Origin of the sequence: Paracoccus sp. S3-43, assembly GCF_029027965.1 — a bacterium.
Classification (GTDB): Bacteria; Pseudomonadota; Alphaproteobacteria; order Rhodobacterales; family Rhodobacteraceae; genus Paracoccus.
Genome location: NZ_CP119082.1, coordinates 1,980,209 through 2,004,339 on the forward strand (window position 1 = coordinate 1,980,209; position 24,131 = coordinate 2,004,339).

The 24,131-nt window shown below is 63.9% G+C and carries 20 protein-coding genes and 6 pseudogenes; 7 read left to right on the forward strand and 19 right to left on the reverse strand.

The features are described 5' to 3' along the window. From PXD02_RS10350 to PXD02_RS10380, 7 genes are all read right to left on the reverse strand, one after another. Positions 1-1,311, reverse strand: a complete 1,311-nt coding sequence (locus tag PXD02_RS10350) for an APC family permease (RefSeq protein ID WP_275103814.1) — start codon at positions 1,309-1,311, stop codon at positions 1-3. Further along, positions 1,308-1,982, reverse strand: a complete 675-nt coding sequence (locus PXD02_RS10355) for a TVP38/TMEM64 family protein (protein ID WP_140197618.1) — start codon at positions 1,980-1,982, stop codon at positions 1,308-1,310. Before PXD02_RS10355 ends, PXD02_RS10350 begins: the two co-directional genes overlap by 4 nt. Position 1,983: 1 nt before the next feature. Then, a complete protein-coding gene (locus PXD02_RS10360) occupies positions 1,984-2,370 on the reverse strand; it encodes a DUF302 domain-containing protein (RefSeq protein ID WP_140197619.1) in 387 nt (128 codons plus the stop codon). Positions 2,371-2,436: 66 nt separating this feature from the next. Further along, entirely contained in the window at positions 2,437-2,922 is a 486-nt protein-coding gene (locus tag PXD02_RS10365; RefSeq protein ID WP_140197620.1) for a DUF305 domain-containing protein, read from the reverse strand. A gap of 87 nt (positions 2,923-3,009) precedes the next feature. Continuing rightward, positions 3,010-3,138 (reverse strand): hypothetical protein, encoded by a 129-nt coding sequence (locus PXD02_RS10370; RefSeq protein WP_269802031.1) that lies wholly within the window; start codon positions 3,136-3,138, stop codon positions 3,010-3,012. A gap of 103 nt (positions 3,139-3,241) precedes the next feature. After that, complete coding sequence (locus tag PXD02_RS10375; protein ID WP_275103815.1) at positions 3,242-4,777, reverse strand: multicopper oxidase family protein; 1,536 nt, start codon at positions 4,775-4,777, stop codon at positions 3,242-3,244. Positions 4,778-4,849: 72 nt separating this feature from the next. Then, a complete protein-coding gene (locus PXD02_RS10380) occupies positions 4,850-5,233 on the reverse strand; it encodes a hypothetical protein (RefSeq protein WP_245884992.1) in 384 nt (127 codons plus the stop codon). Positions 5,234-5,401: 168 nt separating this feature from the next. On the opposite strand from PXD02_RS10380, the gene PXD02_RS10385 reads away from it, so the two are divergent. After that, positions 5,402-5,788: a c-type cytochrome gene (locus PXD02_RS10385; RefSeq protein WP_275106401.1), complete on the forward strand. Its 387-nt coding sequence runs from the start codon at positions 5,402-5,404 to the stop codon at positions 5,786-5,788. Between the two features lie 27 nt (positions 5,789-5,815). Here PXD02_RS10385 and PXD02_RS10390 read toward each other — a convergent pair whose 3' ends face one another. Continuing rightward, positions 5,816-8,047 (reverse strand): heavy metal translocating P-type ATPase, encoded by a 2,232-nt coding sequence (locus PXD02_RS10390; protein ID WP_275103816.1) that lies wholly within the window; start codon positions 8,045-8,047, stop codon positions 5,816-5,818. 89 nt (positions 8,048-8,136) lie between these two features. Between PXD02_RS10390 and PXD02_RS10395 the strand changes: the two genes are divergently transcribed. Both PXD02_RS10395 and PXD02_RS16885 read left to right on the forward strand, forming a co-directional pair. Continuing rightward, positions 8,137-8,571 carry a MerR family transcriptional regulator gene (locus tag PXD02_RS10395; protein WP_275103817.1) on the forward strand — a complete coding sequence of 145 codons (435 nt, stop codon included), beginning with the start codon at positions 8,137-8,139 and terminating at the stop codon, positions 8,569-8,571. A gap of 703 nt (positions 8,572-9,274) precedes the next feature. Beyond that, positions 9,275-9,493, forward strand: a pseudogene (locus PXD02_RS16885) (integrase core domain-containing protein); the annotation flags it as partial. Here the strand turns inward: PXD02_RS16885 and PXD02_RS10405 are convergent. Then, entirely contained in the window at positions 9,490-9,981 is a 492-nt protein-coding gene (locus PXD02_RS10405) for a very short patch repair endonuclease (RefSeq protein ID WP_275103818.1), read from the reverse strand. The pseudogene PXD02_RS16885 and the gene PXD02_RS10405 overlap by 4 nt on opposite strands. 67 nt (positions 9,982-10,048) lie before the next feature. Between PXD02_RS10405 and PXD02_RS10410 the strand changes: the two genes are divergently transcribed. After that, entirely contained in the window at positions 10,049-11,689 is a 1,641-nt protein-coding gene (locus PXD02_RS10410) for a DNA cytosine methyltransferase (protein ID WP_275103819.1), read from the forward strand. A gap of 206 nt (positions 11,690-11,895) precedes the next feature. Here the strand turns inward: PXD02_RS10410 and PXD02_RS16890 are convergent. The 7 genes and pseudogenes from PXD02_RS16890 to PXD02_RS10440 form a co-directional block, all read right to left on the reverse strand. Further along, a pseudogene (locus PXD02_RS16890) lies at positions 11,896-12,600 on the reverse strand (DUF6339 family protein); the annotation flags it as partial. Further along, positions 12,597-13,505 carry a hypothetical protein gene (locus PXD02_RS10415; RefSeq protein WP_275103820.1) on the reverse strand — a complete coding sequence of 303 codons (909 nt, stop codon included), beginning with the start codon at positions 13,503-13,505 and terminating at the stop codon, positions 12,597-12,599. The pseudogene PXD02_RS16890 and the gene PXD02_RS10415, both read right to left, overlap by 4 nt. Then, positions 13,502-15,355 (reverse strand): hypothetical protein, encoded by a 1,854-nt coding sequence (locus PXD02_RS10420; RefSeq protein WP_275103821.1) that lies wholly within the window; start codon positions 15,353-15,355, stop codon positions 13,502-13,504. The genes PXD02_RS10415 and PXD02_RS10420 overlap by 4 nt, the downstream gene beginning before the upstream one ends. Further along, positions 15,352-16,338, reverse strand: coding sequence for a PD-(D/E)XK motif protein (locus PXD02_RS10425; protein WP_275103822.1), 987 nt, complete (start codon positions 16,336-16,338; stop codon positions 15,352-15,354). Before PXD02_RS10425 ends, PXD02_RS10420 begins: the two co-directional genes overlap by 4 nt. 19 nt (positions 16,339-16,357) lie before the next feature. After that, a complete protein-coding gene (locus PXD02_RS10430; protein WP_275103823.1) occupies positions 16,358-18,967 on the reverse strand; it encodes a Z1 domain-containing protein in 2,610 nt (869 codons plus the stop codon). 137 nt (positions 18,968-19,104) lie between these two features. Continuing rightward, a complete protein-coding gene (locus PXD02_RS10435; RefSeq protein ID WP_275103824.1) occupies positions 19,105-19,479 on the reverse strand; it encodes a hypothetical protein in 375 nt (124 codons plus the stop codon). Continuing rightward, a pseudogene (locus tag PXD02_RS10440) lies at positions 19,476-19,778 on the reverse strand (recombinase family protein); the annotation flags it as partial. The gene PXD02_RS10435 and the pseudogene PXD02_RS10440, both read right to left, overlap by 4 nt. A gap of 106 nt (positions 19,779-19,884) precedes the next feature. Here PXD02_RS10440 and PXD02_RS10445 point away from each other — a divergent pair. Together PXD02_RS10445 and PXD02_RS10450 are read left to right on the forward strand one after the other, a co-directional pair. After that, positions 19,885-21,011, forward strand: a protein-coding gene (locus PXD02_RS10445) for an IS3 family transposase (RefSeq protein ID WP_275103593.1) whose coding sequence is annotated in 2 segments (ribosomal slippage) — positions 19,885-20,149 and positions 20,149-21,011 — 1,128 coding nt in all. Because the reading frame shifts where the segments join, the coding sequence is not laid out codon by codon here. A gap of 34 nt (positions 21,012-21,045) precedes the next feature. Further along, a pseudogene (locus PXD02_RS10450) lies at positions 21,046-21,460 on the forward strand (transposase family protein); the annotation flags it as partial. A gap of 18 nt (positions 21,461-21,478) precedes the next feature. On the opposite strand, the pseudogene PXD02_RS10455 reads toward PXD02_RS10450, so the two are convergent. Further along, positions 21,479-22,464: pseudogene (locus PXD02_RS10455) on the reverse strand (IS3 family transposase); the annotation flags it as partial. Positions 22,465-22,527: 63 nt separating this feature from the next. Between PXD02_RS10455 and PXD02_RS10460 the strand changes: the two are divergent. Further along, a pseudogene (locus PXD02_RS10460) lies at positions 22,528-22,902 on the forward strand (integrase core domain-containing protein); the annotation flags it as partial. Here PXD02_RS10460 and PXD02_RS10465 read toward each other — a convergent pair. Both PXD02_RS10465 and trmB read right to left on the reverse strand, forming a co-directional pair. Continuing rightward, positions 22,899-23,042 carry a hypothetical protein gene (locus PXD02_RS10465; RefSeq protein WP_275103825.1) on the reverse strand — a complete coding sequence of 48 codons (144 nt, stop codon included), beginning with the start codon at positions 23,040-23,042 and terminating at the stop codon, positions 22,899-22,901. The pseudogene PXD02_RS10460 and the gene PXD02_RS10465 overlap by 4 nt on opposite strands. A gap of 341 nt (positions 23,043-23,383) precedes the next feature. Beyond that, the gene (gene trmB / locus PXD02_RS10470; RefSeq protein WP_275103826.1) at positions 23,384-24,100 is read right to left on the reverse strand and encodes a tRNA (guanine(46)-N(7))-methyltransferase TrmB; all 717 of its coding nucleotides are present in this window, start codon (positions 24,098-24,100) and stop codon (positions 23,384-23,386) included. Positions 24,101-24,131: the final 31 nt, after the last annotated feature.

Here is a 24,131-nt window from a genome sequence, read left to right on the forward strand (position 1 = left end):
TCATTGGTGGTCGTGAGCATCTTCCGGGGCGGGATTGCGTGCGAGGAAGATCCCGACAAACAGGAACACCAGCGCCATGCCGATCGCACCCAGGACGACAATGAGGGGGTCGGACTGCCACTTCATCGCGGCGAAGGCGGCCAGCACCGCCGCGTCCAGCGCGATGGCCGTCAGCAACACCCAGCCCCGTGCGCCGATGTCCTCACGCAGGTGCCGGAACACGCCCCAGTGGATGATGATGTCCATCACCAGATAGAAGAAGGCCCCGAGAGACGCGATCCGGCTGAGGTCGAAGAAGACCGTGAGAAAGCCCGCGATCACAACTGTGTAGACGAGTGTGTGGTCCTTGATCGTGCCCGGCATCCCGAAATGGCTGTGCGGGATCATTTTCATGTCGGTCAGCATCGCCAGCATCCGCGAGACCGCGAACACGCTGGCGATCAGACCTGACGCCGTGGCCACCAGCGCCAGCGCCACCGTCAGGTAGAAGCCGGTCTGACCGAGGGAGGGCTGGGCCGCTTCGGCCAACGCGTAGTCCTTCGCCGCCACGATACGGTCGAGCGGCAGGCTGGAGCCGACCGCGAAGGCCACCAGCAGATAGACGACGACGCAGATGGCAATCGACCAGATGATGGCCCGGCCCACATTGCGGTGCGGGTCGGTGACCTCTGCGCCGCTGTTGGTGATGGTCGTGAAGCCCTTGAAGGCCAGGATCGACAGCGCAACCGACGCCACGAAGCCGGTGGCGCCCATGTCTCCACCTGTCGCCTCGAACGAGATGCCGCTCGCCCAGAGGCCGGCTGCCCCGAACAGCGCGATGCCGCCCACCTTGAGAACGGCCATGACGATGGACAAAAGCCCGACCGACCGGTTGCCCGATACGTTCACGAGCCAGGCGAAGACGATCAGCCCGACGCCGAGGATTGGCACCAGCACGCTATCCGGATCGCCGCCGAACGCCCGCAGTGTGTAGGTGCCGAATGTGCGCGCGACGAGGCTTTCGTTGATCACCATCGACAGGGCCATCAGGAGTGCAGCACCCGCCGCGACCGTCGTCGGGCCGTACGCCTTCTTCAGGATCATCCCGATGCCGCCCGCTGACGGATACGCGTTCGACATCTTGATGTAGGTGTAGGCGCTGAACGCGGTCACGATGGCGCCGACGACGAACGAGCGCGGGAAGAGCGGTCCGGCAAGTTCGGCGATCTGTCCGGTCAGCGCGAAGATGCCCGCGCCGATCATCACGCCGGTTCCCATGGCCACTGCGCCCGGCAGGGTAATGCTGTTCTTCTCGTAATCGCTTTTCGTCATGGATTTTCCTTTTCAGGCTTTTGCCGCAGCGCCACCCAGAGCAGCGGCAGCCCCGTCACAAGCCCGAGTCCGAGCACCGCCCATGTCGCGCGCCCGAGGTCTCCGCTAACCGCCTCACCGCCGAAATGTGCCAGCAGGAAGCTTGCCGGGATGATCCCCGCCAATGTTGCGAGGGCGAAAAGCCAGGCGTGCAATCGGCTCAGTCCGGCCGCGTAGCTGATCATGTCGAAGGACACGAAGGGCATCAGGCGGCTGGCAAAAACCGTCGCCGTCAACGCGGTCTGCGAGCCGAGAAGCCCGGCATCGACGCGATCACCGAACACCCGCCGCAAGACATCATGCCCCAGAACCCGTGCGAGACCGAAGGCGATCAGCGCCCCGAGCTCGGCGCCGATGACGACCTGCACGGTCCCCCAGAGATGTCCGTAGGCCGCTCCGGCCGCCAGTGCGATCGGCGCGCTCGGGATGGGGCTGGCCACGACCGCAAGGGTCATAAGCGTGACGATCAGGACCGGCCCCCAGAGACCGGCGCGCGCCACCAGCATTTCCAGACGCTCGACGTCCAGAAGGCTGCGCGCCTCGGCGAATACCGAAGGCGCGAACTGCCAGACAGCGAGCAGTCCGATCCCGAGGATCGCAAGGCCCGTGAGGATGGCGGCGCGCAGGCTCATCTCAGATCGCCTCGACGGCTTTCGCCAGCAGGTCGCGCACCTCGCCTGCCACGGCCGTCAGCTCGGCGTTCTCGATCGCCTGCATCGACGCCACAGGATCGATAGCGCTGACCTCGACGCCGTCCTCGACTTCGCGCAAGATGACGTTGCAGGGCAGCATCGCGCCCACCCTAGGCTCGATCCCGATCGCCTGATGTGCCATCTTGGGGTTGCAGGCACCGAGGATGCGATAGGCCGGCATCTCGACATCCAACTTCTTTTTCATCGTCGCCTTGACGTCGATTTCGGTCAGGATGCCGAAACCGTTGTCGGTCAACGCAGCACGGGTGCGGGCCTCGACGGCGTCAAATTCTGCGTCCGCAATCAGGCGGTTGATCGTGTAGTCCATTGTCGTTCCTTTCGGTTCATCACTTCAACTCCAGCAGCGGAATCTGCTCTCCACCAGGCTGTGGCGTCATTCAATTTCGGCGCGGGGCGTGCCCGCGGGTGCCTCGCCATTCGCCTCGATGTCTGCGATGTAGCTCTTCATTTCAGCAATTTCGCTGAGCTGTGCCTCGATGATTGCATCTGCCAGTGCCCGAACCCTAGGATCTGAGATATTGGCGCGCTCGCTGGTCAGGATGGCGATGGAATGGTGTGGGATCATCGCCCGCATCCAGGCGAGGTCGTCGACCGTCTCCTGGCTGCGGACAAGCCACAGCGACAGGGCGAAGGCTGCGGCAGCGCCCGCGAAGATCGCGAAATCGACCTTCTTGTTGGAATACATGCCCAGCATGAAAGCTAGCATGATGATTGCCATCACCGCGCCCATATAGATCGCCATCCACATCCGCGTCTGCGAGAAGAAGATGTGGTCGAGCGCGTAGGTGTTCAGATACATCAATCCAAACATCACGACCGTCGAAGTCGCAATCATTGCAAAGAAACGTCCGTAGTTCATATTTCAGCTCCTGAACGAATGTTGCTGCAAGTTAAGCGCATTCAGCAAAGCAACAATGCCCTTGGCTTTTCAGGTAAGGGAAAGCCCTCACTTGCGCAGATATTTTACCAGCGCGGCAATCACGAGACCGACCAGCACAAGGATGACGACCATCCAGAACCAACCGAAGCCCATTCCCCAACCCATCATCGAGCCCGTGTTGTCGCCGTTCATCATTTCATACTCCGTGTTTTTCAGCCCTGGGATGGGCTTCGTAACTGACCCTAGCGACAACAAGGGGCAGGACGTCGGGGCGATCGGTCCGAGCGCCCCGACTAAGTCAGACCGAAGCAGTGACCGCGAACTCGGTCATCATGCCCGAGGCGAGGTGCGGCATGTGGTGACAGTGCAGCATCCAGCGGGCGGCTTCGCCTGCATCGAGCGCGACGTCGACCCTGGACATCGGCGGCACATGAACCGTGTCGCGCAGCGCACCGGCAACGCGTCGCCCGTTCAACCCGACGACCTGGAACACATGGCCGTGCAGATGCATCGGGTGGGCCATCATCGACATGTTGTGGAACGACAGTACGACGCGCTCGCCGCTGCGAGCGGTGATCGGCTGGTGCTGGCCCCAGACAGCCCCGTTGATCGTCCAGAGATAGGGCTGCATCGAACCGCCCAGCATAAGCATTTGGCTGCGATCCACCGGCCGGTCCGGCAGGGCATTCAGCGCGACCAGGCGCGCCTCCTGCGCCAGATCGGTGTCGAAAGCGGGCGCTTCAGACTCCGCCACGGCATCGAGGCGCTGGACCTCGGCGCCCTGCGTGGCGAGGATGAGCCCGGTGCGCTCCCGCGCCCCTTCGCGTAGCGCAATGATCGGCCAGGCGCCGCCCTCGTTCGGCAGGTCGATCTCGATGTCCAGCCGCTGGCCCATCGCCAGCCCAAACCGCGAGCCCGCGATAGGCTGGACGGCGTGCCCGTCCACCGCGACCAGCCGCGCCTCGGCCGCCCCGGTGTCGATCCAGAACACCGTCGCCGCTGCGGCGTTGATGACCCGGAGCCGGATACGCCCGCCGCGCTCGACCCGCACTACCTCCGGGTCCGACAGTGTCCGGTCGTTGGCGAGATAGGCATCCCAATTATAGTCGTTCAGGTCCATGGCCATACCGCCCATGTCCATCATCCCGCCCATTCCTGGCATATTGCCCATCGCCATGCCGCCCATGGCACCGTGCCCCATACCGCCATGACCCATGCCCGGCATCCCGCCCAAGCCCTCCATGGGCACGCCCTGCCTGGGGCTCGCTTCAGCGGCGGCGGCATGACCTGCGCCGTACCCGCCGCTGATCTCCGCCAGAACCTCTTCGGGAGACTTGAACGAGAAGTCGTGCAGGAACATCACGACCTCCTGCCGGTCTGCTGCCAAATCCTCCTGCGTGCGCACAATCAGCGGTGCGGCAAGCAGTTGCATCTCCTGGATCGGCACGTGGCTGTGCATCCAGTGGGTGCCCGGCCGTGCCTCGAAGTCGTAGGATCGGGTCTCACCCGGGGCGAGAAGGGGCATCGGCATGTCTGGCACGCCGTCCTGCGCATTGGGCGGGATCTGGCCGTGCCAGTGGATGATCGTCGCGACGTCGAGATCGTTTTTCAGGTCGACCCGGAACATCTGGCCGGGATCGAGCACGAGGCCTTGGCCGCCGGGACCGGCAAGGCCGAACACGGTGGCCGCGCGCCCGTTGATGTCGAGAGTACGGGTTGCGGCGGACAGGGTGACAGGGGAGTCCGTCTGCGCGAAAGCAAGACGGGGCATCTGTGCAGCGGCAATGGCGCCAGCACTTGCGGCGAGAAAGCCGCGTCGCGAAAGGGTATACATGGTCGTCTCCTCGGGACATCCGTCCCGTTCATCAACACCGATGGGACGCCGCAGGCGTCTGCCCGGGCGCGCTCAGAGGAGACTGAGTTTGGGAGGTCGCTCGTTCAGTCCGGGCGAACTGCTGACATGGCTGGGCTCGGACGGAAGATCGTGGCTGGCAGGCCCGAACGCGTGGCCGGTTTCAGCACCCGGCATCGTCAGAACGACCGACAGGCCCGCGCAGACGAACTCGCACATTCCGGCGTCCGCCGATCCACAATGCTGGCCGCCGTCGCAGGACGGATGACCGTCGGTCGACGCGTGCATCATCTCGCCCGCATGGACCGCGTGATCCACCTGCATGCCAACCATGCGCGCCGCATGCGCTGCGCTGACCGTGGTGACAACGGCGATCGCGAGTATGGCAAGGATGCTGATGAGACGCGCAAGCATGGCCGAAAGATAGGCGCTGCTCACGAGAATGTCCATTGTGCGAAGCGGGGCGTCTCAGGCAGAACGTCAACTCGGCGTGAAGTGAAGACGCCCTACTAATCAACGGACATCAGCGTTTTGCCAAAGGGCCTCCCCAATACTTTCTGGATCGGACTGTTTGCCGGAGTGTTGATCCTCGCGATCTTCGCTGGATTGCAGTACACCCGTACTGCGTCCACCGCAGCGGCATCCGAGGAAGACATTTCTCAAGGTCGGCAGGTCTATGTCGATCAGTGCGCCGCCTGCCACGGCGCGGATCTGGTGGGCCAGCCCGACTGGCGCTCGCCGCTTCCGTCCGGACGGTTGCCTGCGCCGCCGCATGATGCCAGCGGCCACACCTGGCACCATCCCGACGATGTGCTATTCCGCATCGTAAAGGAAGGCACGGCCGCCATCGTCGGCGGCGGCTACGAGAGCGACATGCCAGGCTTCGGAGACGTGCTGAGCGACGCGGACATTCGCGCCGTGCTCGCATATATCAAGAGCAATTGGCCGGAGCGAGAGCGCGGATACCAACAGGCGGTAACGAGGGGCGAGTGAACACCGCATGGAAGGGGTGAAAGCGTCTCAGACCTCGCGATCCGGGTTGAAGGCAAGGAGCCGCAACGCGTTGAGCGTCACCAGCACCGTCGCCCCGGTGTCGGCGAGGATCGCGATCCAGAGTCCGGTGATCCCGAGGACGGTGGTCACGAGAAATACCGCCTTCAGGCCCAGCGCGATCGCCACGTTCTGGCGGATGTTCGCCATGGTGGCGCGGGCGAGCCTGATCTTGCCGGCAACATCCGTAGCCCGGTTGCGCAGGATCGCGGCATCGGCGGTCTCGAGCGCCACATCGGTTCCGGATCCCATGGCCACGCCGACATGCGCCGAGGCCAGGGCTGGGGCGTCGTTGATGCCGTCGCCGACCATGAGGACCCGGCCATTCGCCACCATCTCGCGGATTGCGGCGACCTTGTCCTCGGGCATCAGTTCGGCGCGGTGCTCGATTCCGACATGGCCTGCGATTGCGGCGGCGGTACGGGCATTGTCGCCAGTGAGCATGACGGAGCGGATACCGAGCGTCTGAAGCTGGCGCACCGCTTCCGCCGCGTCCTCGCGCGGCTCGTCGCGAAGAGCGATGAGCCCGATCAGTCGGTCCGGACGGAAGACTGCCACGACGGTTTTGCCCTCGACCTCGAGCCGGGCCGCAATATGGCTGACCTCATCGTTCATGACGCCGTTGGCTTTGGCGAACCGTGGCGAGGCCACCCATGCGGGTTCGCAACCGATCACCGCCTCCGCTCCTTTTCCGGGCAGCGCTCTGGCTGCGGAAGCCGGCAGCGACGGGGCGCCGTCGGCCTGCGCGCGAGAGAGAATCGCCGCCGCCAGCGGGTGGCTCGACCCGGTCTCGACTGCGGCGGCCAGTGACAGGACCTCCGCCTCCGTCCCCCCGAGCGGGACCACATCCGTCACTCGCGGACGACCGTGGGTCAGCGTGCCCGTCTTGTCGAATGCAACATCCGTGATCCGGGCTGCCGCCTCGATGACTGCCCCACCCTTCATCAGCAGGCCACGGCGCGAGCCCGAGGACAGCGCCGAGGCGATGGAGGCCGGTACCGAGATCACGAGGGCGCAGGGGCAGCCGATGAGGAGCAGTGCGAGCGCGCGGTAGATCCAGACATCCCAGGCCTGCGCGAAAGCGAGCGGCGGGACGATGGCGACCAGCAGCGCGACTCCAACCACGGCAGGCATGTAGATGCGGCTGAAGCGGTCGATGAAACGCTCGGTCGGTGCGCGGGCACTCTCGGCTTCCTCGACCAGACGGATGATGCGGGAGATCGTGTTGTCCTCCGCCGCCTTCGTGACCTTAACGCGCAGCGCGGCCTCAGTGTTGATCGAACCTGCGAACACCGCGTCGCCCGGCTCCTTCGGTTTCGGCACGCTCTCGCCCGTGACCGGGCTCTCGTCCACACCGGAGATACCGTCGATCACCTCTCCATCCGCAGGGATACGATCACCAGGACGCACGAGCACGATCTGCCCGATCCCAAGCGACTCGGCGGGCACATCACGGGTTCTCCCATCCACTTCCAGCAGCGCCGTCTTCGGCACGAGACTGGCGAGGCTTCGAATCCCGTCGCGGGCCTTGTTCGCTGCGACACCTTCCAGCACTTCGCCGACTGCGAAGAGAAACACCACCAGAGCAGCCTCTTCGGCCGCATTGATGAACAGCGCTCCGGTCGCGGCGATGGTCATCAGCATTTCGATGGTGAACGGCATTCCCGCGCGGGCGGCACTGACGGCGCTCCGTGCAATGGGCGCAACTCCGATCAGCGTCGCGAGGACGAATGCCCAGCGCGCGACTTCGTCCGACGCCAGAAGGTTCACAGCCCAGGCGACGACGAGCAGCAGTCCGGTGCCAATGACGAGACGCCCCTTTCTAGTCCGATACCATGGCAGCGAACGCGCGATGGATCCGCCGGCTACAACGCCTCCAGAAGCGTGCGCGGTCTGGTCTTCGAAGGCGGCACCGCTGCCGTTGGCAGGACTTCCGCTTTCGGGTAGTATGAACCCCTTGCGCTCGGGAGCGGTCCCTTTCGGAGCGATGCCGTATCCGACTGACCGGACCACCGCCTCGACGCGCTCGCGCGTGGTCTGCCCCTCATCGAGCGTGACGCGCAGCCGCTCCGTCATCAGGGCAACCTCGACTTGGCTTACACCCGGCAGACGCTCGACCGCAGTCCGGACCTTGCCCGCGCAAGCTCCGCAATCCATGCCGGTGACCGTCCACTCGCAACTTGCTCCATCGCTCGTCGTCATCTTGTCCTTCCGCTCGCAGCACGCGGCTCTTGTTTCTCTCGAATCGGAAACCTAATGTCTCTAGCAGCTAGAGGTTCAAGAGGCATCTGATGCTCACGATCGGAAAATTGGGCGCCGCGGCCGGGGTGAAGGTGCCGACGATCCGCTACTACGAGCAGATCGGGCTCCTGCCGGAACCGGAGCGGAGCGCCGGGAACCAGCGGCTCTACGGGAAGTCCGCGCTGGAACGGCTGGCCTTCATTCGCCACTCCCGCGAGCTTGGGTTTCCGTTGGAGGCGATCCGCGACCTCTTGAGCCTTTCCGACCGACCTGACCAGTCGTGTGCAGCCGCCGACATCATCGCGAAGGACCAGCTTGCTGCGGTGGACGCGCGCATCGCGCGCCTGACGGCGCTGAAATCAGAACTGGAGCGGATGATCACCCAGTGTGCACAGGGGACCATCGCCGACTGCCGGATCATCGAGGTGCTCGGCGACCATTCGCATTGCTCTCAGGACCACAGGATTTCCGAGGCAGTTGAGTGACGGCCCTGTCGACCAAGAAGAACTTTCCTGTCGCGGCTATTGCCGAACCGCCGAAGATGCCGCAGTCGACCCCTCAAGTCCCCTCAAAGAGATCGTCTTAAAACTAACAAAAAACAATGACTTAAAGTGGAGAAGGTTGGATATCAGGCCCATCCCCTCCGCCACTTGCCCTTGTGAAAGCGTTCTCCAGATCTTGCTATGGTCGGAATTTTCCGTTGTTTTCTAGGGTTATGCGGAGGGGCTGAGCACTGGTGCCGGCGCCAAGAGGCCTGAAAGCGGTCTCTCCGGGCCGATATTCTCCGGACCTGTTGACTTGGCGGGCCAAGGTTCAGTCTGCGCAAGTCATTGAAATATGGCTCTCTAGATCAACACGAAGCTGTTGACTTCGAGGACAGGGGCTGCGGGCCGAGACGGAACGGAAATCGAACCTTCGCCAATGAGGCGAGGCGTTCGGACGATTAGCTGACGTTGCCCGCTGCATTGTCCTCTTAACCTTCTTGCCGTGCTATTCTCAGCAAGGAGGAAGGGACCATGGATAGATCATCGAAGATCAGGAAATCGGCACCACGTGACGCGATCAGCAAGGTTGCGCAGCAGCGGATGAGCGTGCTGGACCTGGCGCGAGAACTTGGGAATGTCGCCGAAGCCTGCCGCCAGCGGGGCATGGATCGCACCAGCTTCTATGACTGGAAGCGCCGCTTTCAAGACCAACGGCTTCGCCGAGCGCTTCAACGGCACGGTCCTCGACGAATTCTTCCGCATCAAGATGCGCGAGACCTTCTACGACAGCGTCGAGGCGATGCAGGCAGATCTCGATGCCTGGCTTGTCCACTACAACACCGAGCGGCCGCATCTCGGCTACCGCAACATCGGGCGCAGACCAATCGAAACCGTCATGTCATTCGTTAGCCAAGAAGGTTAAGAGGACACTGCATCATCCCCGTCACCCGTTGCCGAAAGCGCGCCTTCGCCGATCTCGATCTCCGGCGCGCCCGTTGACAGCCATGAGACGAGTGCAGCGCAGGTCGCCGTGACCTGGTTCGGCTTTCGCAACGCGCATTCCCATACTGTCGCTACGCGCCACCCATCTGCCATCAGCGCCTTGCATGCCGCACGATCGCGCCTGACATTCGCGGCGAACTTCTCTGCCCAGAACTCGGGGCGGGTCGCGGGCGTGGTCGCATAGCGGCAGCCTTCGTGGCGGTGCCAGAAACAGCCATGGACGAAGATGACGGCCCGGTGCTTCGAGAGGATCAGATCCGGCCGACCGGGGACACCTTTTCCATGCAGCCGATACCGGAAGCCGCGCGCGTGAAGCGCGCGCCTCAGCACCATTTCCGGCTTCGTGTCCTTGCCCCGGATCACGGACATCATCCGCGAGCGGGTCTCCTTATCGACGATATCCGCCATTTGCCTCCTGGCCTCTGCGTCCGGACCTAGTATACAGCCTGCAACCCGAATTCGAGAGGCCCCTGAGTTGCCAGCCACTTTCGGCATAGTCGATCTGTTTGCCGGCCCGGGCGGGCTGGGCGAGGGCTTTGCGTCCCTCGACATCGGCGGCCACGCGCCGTTCCGGATCGGCATCTCGGTCGAGAAGGAGGCCTCGGCGCATCGCACACTGACCTTGCGCGCCTTCCTGCGGGCGCATCAGGCGCGTCACGGAGCGTTGCCGAAGGCCTTCATCGACTTCCACGCCGGGCTGATCCCGGAGCCCGACTGGAGCGAGGTGGATGCGGCGGCGTGGCAACATGCGACGGCGGAGGCGCAATGCCTCGAACTCGGGACGGAACCAGCTGCCGCCGCCATCGATCATGCCATCGGTGCGCTGCGCCGGGAGTTCGACGACACCATCCTGATCGGCGGCCCGCCCTGCCAAGCCTATTCGCTTGTCGGGCGCGCTCGGGCGAAGGGGAAGGTCGGATATGTCCCCGAGAAGGACAAGCGGCATTACCTCTTCCGCGAATACATCCGGGTGCTAGATCGCTTGCGCCCCGCCGCTTTCGTCATGGAAAACGTCAAGGGCTTGCTATCCTCGACGGTCGAGAGCCGCCTCGTCTTCGAGATGCTGATGGAGGACCTCGCCTCGCTCGGCACCGGCCAAGGGCATCACTACGAGATACGGGCGATCCGGGTGGCAGACGGCAGCGCCAGCCTGCGGGAGGCTGAGCAGCCCTCGGATTTCATCGTCCGCGCAGAGGAATGGGGAGTCCCGCAGCGACGTCACCGCGTGATCATCGTTGGCATCCGATCAGATCTGGTGGACAGAGCCACCGGGACGAGTGTACCGGTTTCCGGGGTGACACGGACGGTCGACGATGCTACCGGCATGATGCCGGAACTGCGCAGCGGCCTGAGCCGCGGTCGCGACGACCCGGCGAGTTGGCGGCGCGAGGTCGTCGAAGCCGCCCGGCTGCTGGCAGGCATCCACCGGGGCAAAGAAGACGGGCCGCTGCGCGACGTCTTTTCCGCCGTTGCGACGGGCCTGAAGAATGGACTGCTGGCACCCCGCCTTTCAGCACGCCGCCCCGAGGGCTACGGCACGTCGAACGACGAACTCCTCGCCTGGCTAGAGCGCCCTGCGCTGCGCGGTTTCGCCCAGCACGAGACACGCGGGCACATGCCCTCGGACCTCGGGCGCTATCTGTTCGCTGCCGTCTTCGGCGCGGTGCGCGGTTACAGCCCAAAGGCTTCCGATTTCCCACTGTCGCTCAGCCCCGACCATCGCAACTGGCACAGCGGCGTCTTCAACGACCGCTTCCGGGTCCAGCTCGCCGGAGAGCCATCGACCACGGTCACGAGCCACATCTCGAAGGACGGCCACTACTTCATCCACCCCGATCCCATGCAGTGCCGCAGCCTAACCGTGCGCGAGGCGGCGCGCCTGCAGACCTTCCCGGACGACTACCTGTTCCTCGGCAACCGGACGCAGCAATATGTCCAAGTCGGCAACGCCGTTCCGCCCTACCTCGCCCGCCAGATTGCCCAGCTTCTCCTGCGCGGCCTTTCCGGACCGCTGGCCGACGACTCGGTGGTGGCAAAGTCCGAAAACAATGCTGCTCGCAGCTCCGAGATGTCCTGCGCCAGCAAACCCGAATCCGAAAGCCTGCCTAGTAGGTAGTCCAGCGCGTTCCGTTCGCTCCGCTCGAGTGCAGCGTGACCTTCAGCGAGATTTTCCAGAGCGGATTTTGACTTTGGGGAGAGACAGCCGCGCCGTTTGGCTTCCTGCGTCACGTTACGGGCCGCTTCCGCGAGGGACACTTCAGACAGCGGACGCACTGCCTGGTCGACGGAACCTTCCGGCACGCCGAAAACTCCGTCGAGGAATCTGGTGAGATCGCCCGGCGGCAGGTCCGCAAGGGACCTGATCTCGTTCCGGACCCGGATGCGGAGGATCGCGCGACGCATGATGTCTTCCATGGCAGCCTTGCCATGATGGCGCGCAGCGCGGAGCCAAGCCTCGGCGACCGCAAGCGCAAGAACGTGATCGCCCCCGATGCTCGGCCGCTCGGTAATCTGAACGAGGGCATCCTCGGTCAACGCGTCCAACAATCCCCAACGCTCGTGGTGCCCCGCCCCGCGGTCGATAGCACGGCCACGCATCCAGAGCCTCTGGAAAGTGTTGCGCACACCTCCGGCGTAGCGCTCGGTCGATCTGCCGAAGCGCCAGTGGGTGATGTCGGGGGCAATGACAGAGGCAACAAACGCCCAGACGTCATCCCGGAGCGCCTCGCCGGTAGTGAAGAGGTCGGATTGTGCAAGCCAAGCGGCGGTCTCGGCATCGAAGTCGGCATGGGACTGCCGGGCATCTTGCTGTTCAAACCCATGTTTCCGGGCAATTGCGACGAGATCCTGCCGCACGGTTGCGAGGGACGCTGCAGGGACGGGTGCGCCGCCGGTCGCGGCAAAGCGCACCTGATCGGGAAGGTCATCAGGGCGAAAGCCGGCCCGTGCCGACGGGCCATGCTCGAGGAACCTGCGAACGATCACATCGCAGGCCGGACCGGGCAGTCGTGGAAGCAGAAACGTCATTCCGGAACTCCCGGCTCGGCGAGCGCAAGCATCGTTGAGCGAAAGACGCCCGGCCGGCTTTCGAGCACGGAACGGATGAAGGAAGCATCCTTCCCGGGCCACGCCTTGCGCAGCCACGTCGCCGCTTGGGCACCCAGCGACCCGGGCTCGGCCGCGTCCATCATCGTCCCGGCTTCGGGATCGGCAAGAAGACGCTCGCAGATCTGGCTCATGATATCGGCCAAGAGAAACTGGATCGTGGCCGGATCCTCGTCCTCGATGCGCTGGAGAACCTCGCCGGACTTCTCGTTAAGGTAGAGGCGGACGGCTCCATGGAAGTCGCGCGTCCAGTCTCCCGGCGACCAGTGCAGGTGCCAAGGGGCGGCACCCGCAATTCCGCCGCCGAGCATCTGCGCAAGGTCCGCCGTCTCGATGGGGAAGCGTGGCTCTTCCCCCTCGAGCCTGACCCTTGCATTCTCGGACCAGAGCCGGTTGCCGGGATGGACGGGCGAGAGCGCCGAGAATTCAGCAGGGACATCTGCTAGGAGGATCTCGGTCTGCAGATCCAGGATCATCGAAAGCCGGTGGCCCTCGATGATCTGCTCGAACTCCCAGGACGTGTCCCCCGATCGGAGATCCCGGCGCGTGCGGGAGAGGATCAGACGAGGCAACCTGCCCTGACCGGTCCCGATCCTCACCGAGGCAGACAGGGCGAGCCGATCGACGGGGATACCGAGATCGGATGCTGCCAGCTCGAGATTCAGGCGCATTGTCCGGCGGATACGGATATCGCTCGCGCTGTCCCAGTGCGGAAGGAACTCGCCCGCCGCGGACCATTCGACGCCGTCCAGAGAAATCTCCCATGCCGAGGCTTCCACGGCCGATTCGGAAAGCGTGAGGAACGGAAACGCAACCCGACGGTTCATGTTCCGGTCTCCGGAATGACATCTGCATCGGCACTCACCGCGCAATCATCCGGCACGACAACCCGGATCTCGAACCGTCCTTCGCGACCGCCTAGGTCGAGAGTGTTGCCAGCGGTTTCCGCCTTTCCGTCCAGCCACCTGACGGACAGGACGTCAGGCCTGCCGACGGTGTCGTCGGCTGATCCAAGCGTCGCGCCTTCCACCGCAACGGAGGCTGTAGCAATCAGCTTCGCGCCACTTCGCCACGCGTCCTGCGTCACCTCAGTGAGGAAGACGGCAATCCGTCCGGCATCGCCAGCCTCGAGGCGTTGAAACACGGGACGACTTGCCCGCGCCCTCGAGGGGCGCCCGCCTCCGGATCCGCCGGAACCTCGCCGCCGCCCGGCGCCGTCGCCCCCGACGTTTTCGAGCACTGCCCCAAGGCGCCCGGCAAGGCGGGCGAGCGGTGGGCCGGATCCGTCCCCCGGCCTGCGTGAGATCGGCTCCATGCCCATCTCGGCGGCGATTTCCTTCAGGCGCTTCAGCGCGATGTTGACGTAGCGCTTCTCGTTGCCTCGCGGCAGGTTGTCGGGAACCCAGTCGTCATGGGCAGGCGGTTCGGAATCCGCAAAGGCCTGCTCTACCTCATCCTCGTCGCTGGCGATGAACACGCCTGCCCATTCCAGCCGCGCGTCGGGGTGCGGGTTGCCCTCGAGATACTTCACGACGAGCTCGATGGGCCGCATCAGCGCAATGTGGTGCATCTGCTCGGGGACAAGCCGGATGTCCTCATCTGCGGTCAGGCGACGCCTCGGCGACCGCAGGCCCTTCTCGATCGCGAGTGTGCCGAGGAACTTCTGAGGCCTCTGGGACTCGATCCGCCGCACATCGTTCCCCCGCCGGACCCTTGCCGCGCTCATTGCCTTGCACAACAGATCGAACGGAGCGAGGTCCTCTGGCGCCGGAACGGGCAGTTCCCGATCCTCGACCATCACCCTGCAGGCGAAGCGGTGCTTCGCCGGGGCGTCGCGCATCATCCGCGGCCAGAAGTTCCAGAGCAGCGTTTCGATGATCCGGTTTCCGGTCGCCGTCAGATTGCCCTCGTCGGTCTCGAAGCCGAGGATCATGACCGTGGTCCCCGATTGGCCGGGGCGGCGTTCCGGCAGACCGAGATGACCGGCCAATGCCGAGGCGGCAGCACCTGTTACCGGATCGGCGATCCCGTCCTCCGGATCCCTGACGCCCCACCAGTGACGGCCTGTGAAGCGCCTCCTCATCCCGTTCTCCGGCTTCTCGAAGGAGCGGCCGACATGGCATGCCATCAGGCGTCGCCCCTCCGGACCGGCTCCGTCGGGCAGCGTATCCACGATGATCGTGCTGCAGGCGCTGGCGCGATACAGGGCGACCTTGCCGAAGCCGTAGGTGCCGCCCCCCTGTTCGGTGTCCCGAGCTGTGCCGATGTTGCGAAGGAAGTCGATGAAGTTGGTCTGTTCGGTTCCTACCGGGATCCGGTCCGACCGTGTCGGGCCGCCAAGCCCCACGGTGCCGAAGTCGCAGATCTCGAGAACGACCGCCCTTTCGGCCCCGAGGAAGGCTGAAATTGTGGCGGATGACCAGGGTTCCTCGGGAATCTCGGCAAGGAAGAAGCTGCGAAGGATGTCGCGCTGGGCACCCGGCAGTGTCCGCAGCCTGATCAGGATCTCGGGCCCGACGCCCGGTCGCGCGGCATCGGCAATGTTCTGGACCGCTTCCCGAATGACTGTCTGCAACGGGTCGAGCGTTGGCGCGCCGAGCAGACGGCGGAAGTTCTCGCCGATGTTTCCGGTCGAACCGTAGGGCTCGGAATGGAGCTCGAGCGGGCTCAAGGTCATCCGGACAATTCCTGAAGGAGTGAGACGAATTCCGTCGGCTGGCATTCTGCGTCGGAGGCATGCCCGAGATCGATCCTGTAGGTCGCATCGACGATACCTGCAGGGGTCCTTCCGCCGACAAAGCTCGAAGGCGCGATCTGGGGAAAACCTGGGCCGACACGATAGAGGCGTTCTGCCTCCGCCCTGAATGCGAAACGGTTCCATCCGGCGTCATGCACATCCGTGCAGCCGACGGCGGCGAGCAGCGCCCGCAGTCCCGCAGGGTCGTCGGCCCGCAGCAACGCCCTGTCTCCGAGCGAAGCCACGGTGAGAAGCCCGCCCTCGACTGCTTCGAGGACCAGATGCGCAAGGTGCAAAGACCCGCCCGCAGGCGGTTCCAGCTGATCGATGCCGTTGATGGTGACCTCGTGAGCCCCGGCGCCGAGCGATGCCTTGACCTCCAGCGAGACGTCTCTCGCCCGGAAGTCGTGCCGGTCTCCGGCCGGTCCGCGCCAGCAGCGCCAGGCCGAAGGCGAAATGTCGAGGAGCCGGTTCAATACCACCAGCTCGGCCACGAGGCCGACAACCCGCGGTCTGTCGATCTCGCTCCCTGCAGGCGGGATGAGAAGTTCGCGGAAGTCATCGAGCGCACCTGCCACCGCCGCGGCCCCGTCCTTCCGGTCCGCCAGACGCCGGATGATGTCATCCACGACCTCGCCGAACACGGCTTCGAGATCTGGCGACGTGCAAACGACATCGAGAAACCGGATCGCGCGTTGCCCATGCGTGAGGGTCGTCAAGCCGATCTTCAAGGCACTGCCCGTCTCGAGAGCACCGATCTTCTCGCCCGCCGCAAGCGGCACCAGCAGCCGCGCCTCCCCGCCGGAACCGACGGCCAGCCGGACGGGCCCCGCCTTCGTCGTTGCACCAAGAGGCAACGAGGTGATGCCGAGACCATCTCCGTCGATGTGCCCTGCCCGAAGGACATTCCAGCGTCCCTGCACCGGGCTCTCCTGCTCGGGTCTAGACACCTGCTGCCTCCGTCTGCGCGGCCTCCTCTTCTTCGATCGCGGCGACTTCCTCGGCCGACAGCGGCTGCAGCTCCACCGAGACGAAGTTCCCGCCCTCCGTGACCGATCCGGGGAAGACGATCCCGATGCCGAGCACGTCATGCACGGCATCGAGCGGCGCTCTCGCCTTGCTCTCGCGCTCGGGGCGCGAGTCCCGCGCGATGGGATAGAGCAGGAGAAGCGGAACCTGTCCCACCGCGTCCAGCCTCGCCGCCTTCAGCTCCTCCCAGCTTCCATTGCCTCCGACACCATTGCCACAGTCGAAAACCACGTCGCGTCTCGACATGAGCGCCTTGATGTCCGCAATCCCGTTCGAGTCCTTCAACCTCGCGCGGCTGACCGTCCTGACGGAACCGATCGTACCGAGAGGAGCATCGGAATCGCGACCGCGGCCGGACTCGACGATGCCGACGTTCCATGTTGAAAGGCGCGGATCCGGCCCGTCGATGAACGGGATCAACATGGCCGGCAGCAAGTCGGCTTGGGAGGACTCGACGAAATAGGCTTCGAGGAATCTGCGGACCGACGACCTTGGCACGTTTCGCCAGAGCTTGCGGTCCACCGTTTCCCGATCGCGCAGGCCAAGCGCCTCGATACGACTGACCAGTTCGCCGCCTGTTGCCCAGTTCCTTTCGAGCAGTCCCGCGTCAGTGTGAGCGAAACGGAACGTTTGGCGATGGGTCCCCCAGTAGCTGACAGCGCAGCGCCTCGCGGCACGCATCTTGTTTGCCGCTGTGATCGCCATGCCGGGGATTGCTCTGATCCGGACCGCAAGGTCCATCGGCGTGAGGTCCCGGAGCCGATACTGTTCGATGTCGTCCCTGATTTCCTGCTCGACGGAGGCAAGCTGCCTGAACCTCAGCTTCAGGCCGCGCGGCATCCAAATCCGCGGAAGATCTTCGTAGCCGGGCCGGTAGCCGAACCAGCGTCCCATCTGGAGGAGCGTGTCATACTGGTTCGCCGTTCGAAGGAAATAGCTGACCATCAGGCCTTCGAGGGTCAGGCCACGAGCGAGGATGGAGCCGCCGACCACGATGTAGGTCCTCGCCTTGCCTGAATAGTCGATCCTGTCATCGCTTGCGCCGTTCTCAACTGGGAACGCGATAGCTTCAAGCACTTCCGACAGATACTTGAAGACCTCGTCCAAGGTGACCGGCCTGGCATCAGTCAGGTCGTCCGGCAATCGTCCCTGTTCCTCGTCCCAGACCCGACCGAGCCGCGATCCTAGGTAGGATGCCTGATCGACGAGGTCCCCGCGGTGCACGTCGATCCAGCCCTCGATCAGCGCCGCAACCCGCTCGTGCGCACGAACGTAGGCCGATGTATGCACCAGCATCGTCATGTGCTGGTCCCCATGTCCGCGGGCACGCCGAGCGGCGCAGCACGCGAGGAAGTAGAGGATGGCGGCCTCGAGGCTCGGCGTTATGGCAGGCTGGAAAGCGTCGCGCTCCTTTCTGCTGCGCGGCTGCAGCCCCGCCTCGTCCTCATCCGACACGTCGCGGATCATGTCGAGCCCTTCCTCGTCGGGCCGCACGTCCTCCGGATCGACCGGCGTCTTCCCGAACAGACGCTCGGTGCCGAAGTACCGATCCGGCTTTGGCAGTGCCGTGATGAAATCCCGTGGATAGAGGTCGTCGAGTTCCTGCCCGTCAACACGATAAGGGTTGATCAGCACATTCGCGAAGGGCGTGGCAGTGTAGCCAACGTAGGTAACGGCCGGGAGAAGGCCGAGAAGCTCGCGGATACGCTGGTTGATGGCCGTCATGTCAAGCTCGCCTCGTGCAGAGTTCACGCTTGCCTGGTCGCATTCGTCGTCGATGAGGAGAACCCGGAGCTGCTGCAACACGGCCGGCAATGTCTCCCTGATGGCCTTGCGCAATTCCCCAAGGGGCGAGACGTTCTTTTTGATAATGGCCAGCTGCGCCTTGTCGGAATGAGAGAGGAAACCGCCCTGAGGCGGTGCCCGGAAATCCCTGTCCACTTCGTTCGACGTGAGCACCTGCCAGTTCAGGGGATTGCGCCGCACCAGGTCGGAATACAACCTGAGCTGTGTCTGATGGCGCAGCTTGTTCGTCAGACCGGCGAGGACGATCACGGTATCGTAGCCTGCATCGAGTGCCTTGGCGATGACGGCCGTCATGTTGGCCGTCTTGCCCGACTGGACATGGCCCACGACCAGTCCGCGGCATGAGAACTGACTCCTCGACGCATCCCGAGGGTTCTCGAGAAGAGAGACCACCTCGTTCGATGCGTCATCGATGCCGCGCACGTCGTCCTCGTGCCACTTCTTCTCGTTGAGAAGGAAGGACTTCACGGCCGGCCAGTGCAGGTCCGACGGTCTCGGGCCGAAGTACCATTCCGGCCGTTTCCTGATCACCGAGTGGCTGTGGAGTATCTCGATCTGTTCGAACTCGCGGGCAACGATGGCGGCGGCTTCGTCGATTTCGCCGGACAGATTAGCTGCAAGCCCGGGGGAGAGGAGGTCGAGTTCGGCGCGAACGGCAGCAGCCGCGCTTTCTATATTGCCATGCCGAGGCAGCGCCTGGCGAATACGTTCAACCAATCCATCAACTTGAGGCCCCGGCACAACGCCCTCCCGACTGAAACGCGAGCAATCTCCAGAAGAACTGGATCAAGCCGAAGCAATCACGCAATGATTTCGGGATCAAGTCGAGGATTGGATTGGAAGTGCCGAAAATGTCAGAAAGACTTCCGCTGCACCTCCCACTCCTCCGGGAACCCGTCCATCAGCCGGGCCAAGGTCACCTCCGGCCCCTGCCTGCCGTCCATGATCGCTTCCACGATGTCGGGCGCGAATAGCGTCAGGCGCAGGACGCGGGTGAGGTAGGACGGGGCGATGCATTCGCGCTCTGCGAGTTCGGCGATGGTGGCGAACTCGCCGGAGTCGAGCATGCGTTTCCAGCGGAAAGCCCGCGCCAGAGCCTTTACCAGGGCGTCGTCTGGCCGCCGCGAGGTGGGCGCGCCGTCGGGGAGCGCGATCGCCTTCCGCCCGCCGCGCCTGACGATGCGCAACGGGACGTGGAGCGTCACGGTGTCGGCAGCGGGGCGGGTCATGCAGCCCGCTCCAGTGCGCTCGCGCGCATCTCGCGGGCAAGATCGGTCAGGCCGTCGATGCGCAGGCGCAGGTCGAAGCCCGCGGGGCCGAGGTCGATCCGCTCGACCAGCAGTGCCACGATGCGGGCCTGTTCGGCGGGGAAGAGTTCCGTCCAGAGGGCGTCGAGGTCATGCAGCGCTGCGCGGGCGTCGGCCTCGGTGATGTCGTCGGCGTGGGCGCGGGCCGCCTTCCATGTCCCAGCCACGATCTCGGGTTGGCGGAACGCGGCGCGCAGCTGGTCGATGACGGCGGCTTCGATCAGCTCCATCGCATAATCCCGGGAGACGAACTGCCTGCTCTGGAGTGCCCCCACTGAAGTGGTCCGCCAACTGGGATACAAATATCCTGTTCAGGAGGACCATCAGATGGCAGGCAAGCGAGACAAACCGGAAGACATCGTTCTGAAGCTTCGACAGATCGAAGTGCTTCATGGACAGGGAATGGCGATTTCCGACGCGGTGCGGCAGATCGGCGTGACCGAGCCGACGTATTATCGCTGGCGCAAGCAGTATGGCGGCATGAACCGGGATCAGCTGAAGCGTCTCAAGGAGCTTGAGGCGGAGAACCAGCGGTTGCGGCGCGCGGTGTCAGATCTGACCTTGGACAAGATGATCCTGAGCGAGGCTGCACGGGGAAACTTCTAAGCCCTTCGCGCCGTCGCAAGTGCATCGATCATGTGCGGCAGGCGCTTGGCATATCCGAGCGCCGCGCCTGCCGCACCCTCGGGCAGCACCGCTCAACGCAACGCAAGGTTCCTTGCGGCGCCCCGGACGAAGAACGGCTGACGGAGGACATCATCGCGCTCGCTCGCACCTACGGGCGATATGGCTATCGGATGATCACCGGACTGCTGAACAACGCCGGTTGGCATGTAAATCATAAACGCGTGGAACGGATATGGCGGCGTGAAGGGCTGAAGATCCCACAAAAGCAGGCAAAGAAGGGTCGGCTCTGGTTGAACGACGGGTCCTGCGTCCGTCTCCGACCGGAGCACCCGAACCACGTCTGGTCCTATGATTTCGTTCAGGACCGGACACATGACGGACGGCTGTTTCGGACGCTCAATATCATCGACGAATTCACGAAGGAGGCGCTGGTGATCCGTGCAAACCGCAAGCTCAATTCCACCGACGTAATCGACGCCCTGACGGAGCTGTTCATCTTGCGTGGCCCGCCTGCGTTCATAAGGTCCGACAATGGCGCGGAATTCATTGCCAAGAAGGTGCAGGGCTGGATCGGCGCAGTTGGTGCCAAGACCGCGTTCATCGAGCCGGGTTCACCCTGGGAGAACGGGTATTGCGAGAGCTTCAACGCTCGATTCCGCGACGAACTCCTGGACGCAGAAGTCTTCTATTCGCTTAGGGAGGCCCAGATCCTCATCGAGCGATGGCGCCGCCACTACAACACTGTCAGGCCGCACAGCTCCCTGGGATACCGCCCGCCCGCACCGGAAGCCCTCATCCCAATAGACCAGCGGCCGACGATGCACTAACAATCAACCCGGACCACTCCGTGGGGGCAGTCCACGGGGGCGCCCGGGCATGATCGTCTCCGACAACAGCACGGAACTGACCTCGAATGCCATCCTGAAATGGTGCGGCGAGCATCGGATCGAGTGGCACTACATCGCGCCGGGAAAGCCCATGCAGAACGGCTTCGTCGAAAGCTTCAACGGGCCGGATGCGCGACGAATTCCTCAACGAAACGCTGTTCCATAGCTTGGCCCATGCTCGCCATCTGATCGCGTCCTGGGTCCGGGACTACAACACAGAGCGGCCCCACTCGGCGCTCGGCTATCAGACGCCGGCAGACTTTGCCCGGGCTCTGATCACCGCAATCGACCGCCCCGTTGCGCGAATGGAGGCCCATGCAAGCCGAGCCATTGCTTTTACATCGAAGACACCCACAAATGATCACTGGGCTCCGGTCGCAACTGGATGAAAGACCAGTGGCAGGTCAGATCCGTTCGCGCTTGAGCAGGTTGAAGAAGCTCTCGGCAACAGCGTTGTCGTGACAGTTGCCACGGCGGCTCATGGAATGCTCAAGATTGTGGGCGCGCAGGAATGCTGCCCAGTCCATGCTGGTGAACTGGCTGCCCTGATCTGAATGAACCAGCACCTTGGTCTTCGGCTTGCGCCGCCAGACGGCCATCAGCAGGGCCTGCAGAACGACATCTGTCGTCTGCCGACTTTGCATCGACCAGCCAACCACACGCCGGGAATAGAGATCGATGACCACCGCGAGGTAGGCGAACCCCTCTTGCGTCCGGATGTAAGTGATATCGGTCACCCAGACCTTGTCCGGGGCCTCGACGTTGAACTGCCGGTCGAGGGTGTTGTCGACCACGACCGACGGCTTGCCGCCATAACTTCCGGGGCGGCGCTTGTAGCCGATCTGCGCCTTGATCCCCGCAAGCTGCGTCAATCGGGCGACCCGGTTCGGACAAATGCTTTCGCCCTGTTCAACCAGATCATCATGCAGCTTGCGGTAGCCGTAGACCTTGCCGCTCTCGGCCCAAGCCTTCTGCAGCAGTTCGGTCTGGCGCCTGTCTTCCTGGGCTCGCGCGCTCACCGGCGCCTGCAGCCAGGCATAGAACCCGCTCGGCTGGATGCGCAGGCACCGGCACATCGCACGGATGGAAAACTGACCCCGATGCTCGGCCACGAACGCGTATCTCACTTTGCATCCCTGGCGAAATACGCGGTGGCTTTATTTAGGATGTCACGTTCCTCCGATACCCGGACCAGCTCTCGCTTCAGTCGTCGGATCTCGGCATCCTTTGCCGTCTCACCCGACACCGCCTTCGCGAACTTGCGCTTCCAGGCATAGAGCGAGTGCGTGCTCACCCCGAGCCGCTCAGAGACCTCCTTGGCCGGGTAGCCCCGCTCCGTGATCTGCGCCACCGCATCGCGCTTGAAATCGTCAGTGAAATTACCTGTGCCCATCATGGCCTCCTTGCCTCAAAGTTAGCGAAAAAGGCGTCCACGAAACATGGGGCTATTCACTGCGACACGACCGCCTTCGAGCACATCTTTGGCCGCGTGTGCCGTGAGCATGGGATCGAGCACAGGCTGACAAAGGTAAAGCATCCCTGTACCAACGGCCAGGTCGAACGAATGAACCGCACGATCAAGGAGGGTGAAGCGGATCAGAAAACGATCCGGGGGATCGTTTTCCCGCTGAACGTCAAGCGCTTCCATTACGACAATCACGATCAGCTGCGAACCCACCTGGACGACTTCATCGCTGCCTATAACTTCGCTCGTCGGCTCAAGACTCTCAATGGCCTCACGCCCTACGAATACATCTGCAAGATCTGGACTTCAGAGCCAGACAGATTCATCGTCAATCCGATCCACCAAATGCCGGGACTGAACACCTAATCGGCGACATGCCCGTAATAGGTCGTGCATTCCTGACCCCTCACGGGAAGCACATCGTCGTGCAGCGTGGGCGCGGCGGGCAGATGCAAACGGCCTTCAACAAGGCGCGCGATGCTGCTGGACCGGGATCTGTCCGTCACGCCGCACGTCCTGCGCCACACCTAGGCAACGTGGTTCTACGCACAGACCCGAGACTTCGGCGCACTCATGGATCTGGGTGGATGGGCAAAGGCCGACATGGCGAACCTTTACCGCAAGATAGCCCCGGCTGATCTGGCTGACCGTCTCTATGCGCACGGATGGGACTTTGGTCAAATCGGCGTCAAATCTGACAGGCTGAAACCAGAACTCCTTGTAATAAAAGGAAGAAATGAGAGCGCTTCTGACCTTAGCAGGGGTGTGCCTTCGACCACTCGGCCACCACTCCGCCGGCCGGTATAGGGGTGGGCTGGGGGCTGTGACAAGGGCTTTTTCAAGCCCCTCAACCCTTTCGCCGGAAGGTTGCATAGTGGGGCAAACGCCCCTCGCGCAGGGCCTTTTGCTCGTATCGGGTGCTGATCCAGTCGTCCCAGGCGACCGGCGTTTCGGCCACCAGATCGAAGCCCGCCGGGGGCACTTCCTCGAGCGTCTGGCGCATATAGTCGGGGATATCGGTCGCCACGCGGAATTCCGCGCCGGGCTTCATCACGCGGGCCAGGGGCAGCAGGTGTTCGGGCGTCACGAAGCGGCGGCGGTGATGGCGGGCCTTGGGCCAGGGGTCGGGATAGTTCAGGAAGGCCCGGCTGATCGAGGCGTAGGGCAGCACGTCCATCAGGTCGCGCGCGTCGCCCGGATGCACGCTGACATTGCCGACGCCCGCGGCGCGGATCTTGCCCAGCAGCATGGCGACGCCGTTGATGAACGGCTCGCAGCCGATGATGCCGATCTCGGGATAACGGGCGGCCATGTGGACCATGTGTTCGCCGCCGCCGAAACCGACCTCCAGCCAGATCGGCCGGTCGTCGCCGAAGATCGCCGCCGGGTCGATGGGGCGGCGGTCGGGATTGTCCTGCACGGTAATGCCGCGCGGGCGCAGATCGCCCAGATCCTCGGACAGATAGCCCTTCTGGCTTTGGCGCAGGGTCTTGCCGTGCCGCCGGCCATAGAAGTTGCGGCGCGGCGGGTTCGGATCGAAGGGTGTCTTGGGCGTATCGGACATGGGTTGGGGGATTGCACCGGCGCGGATGCCG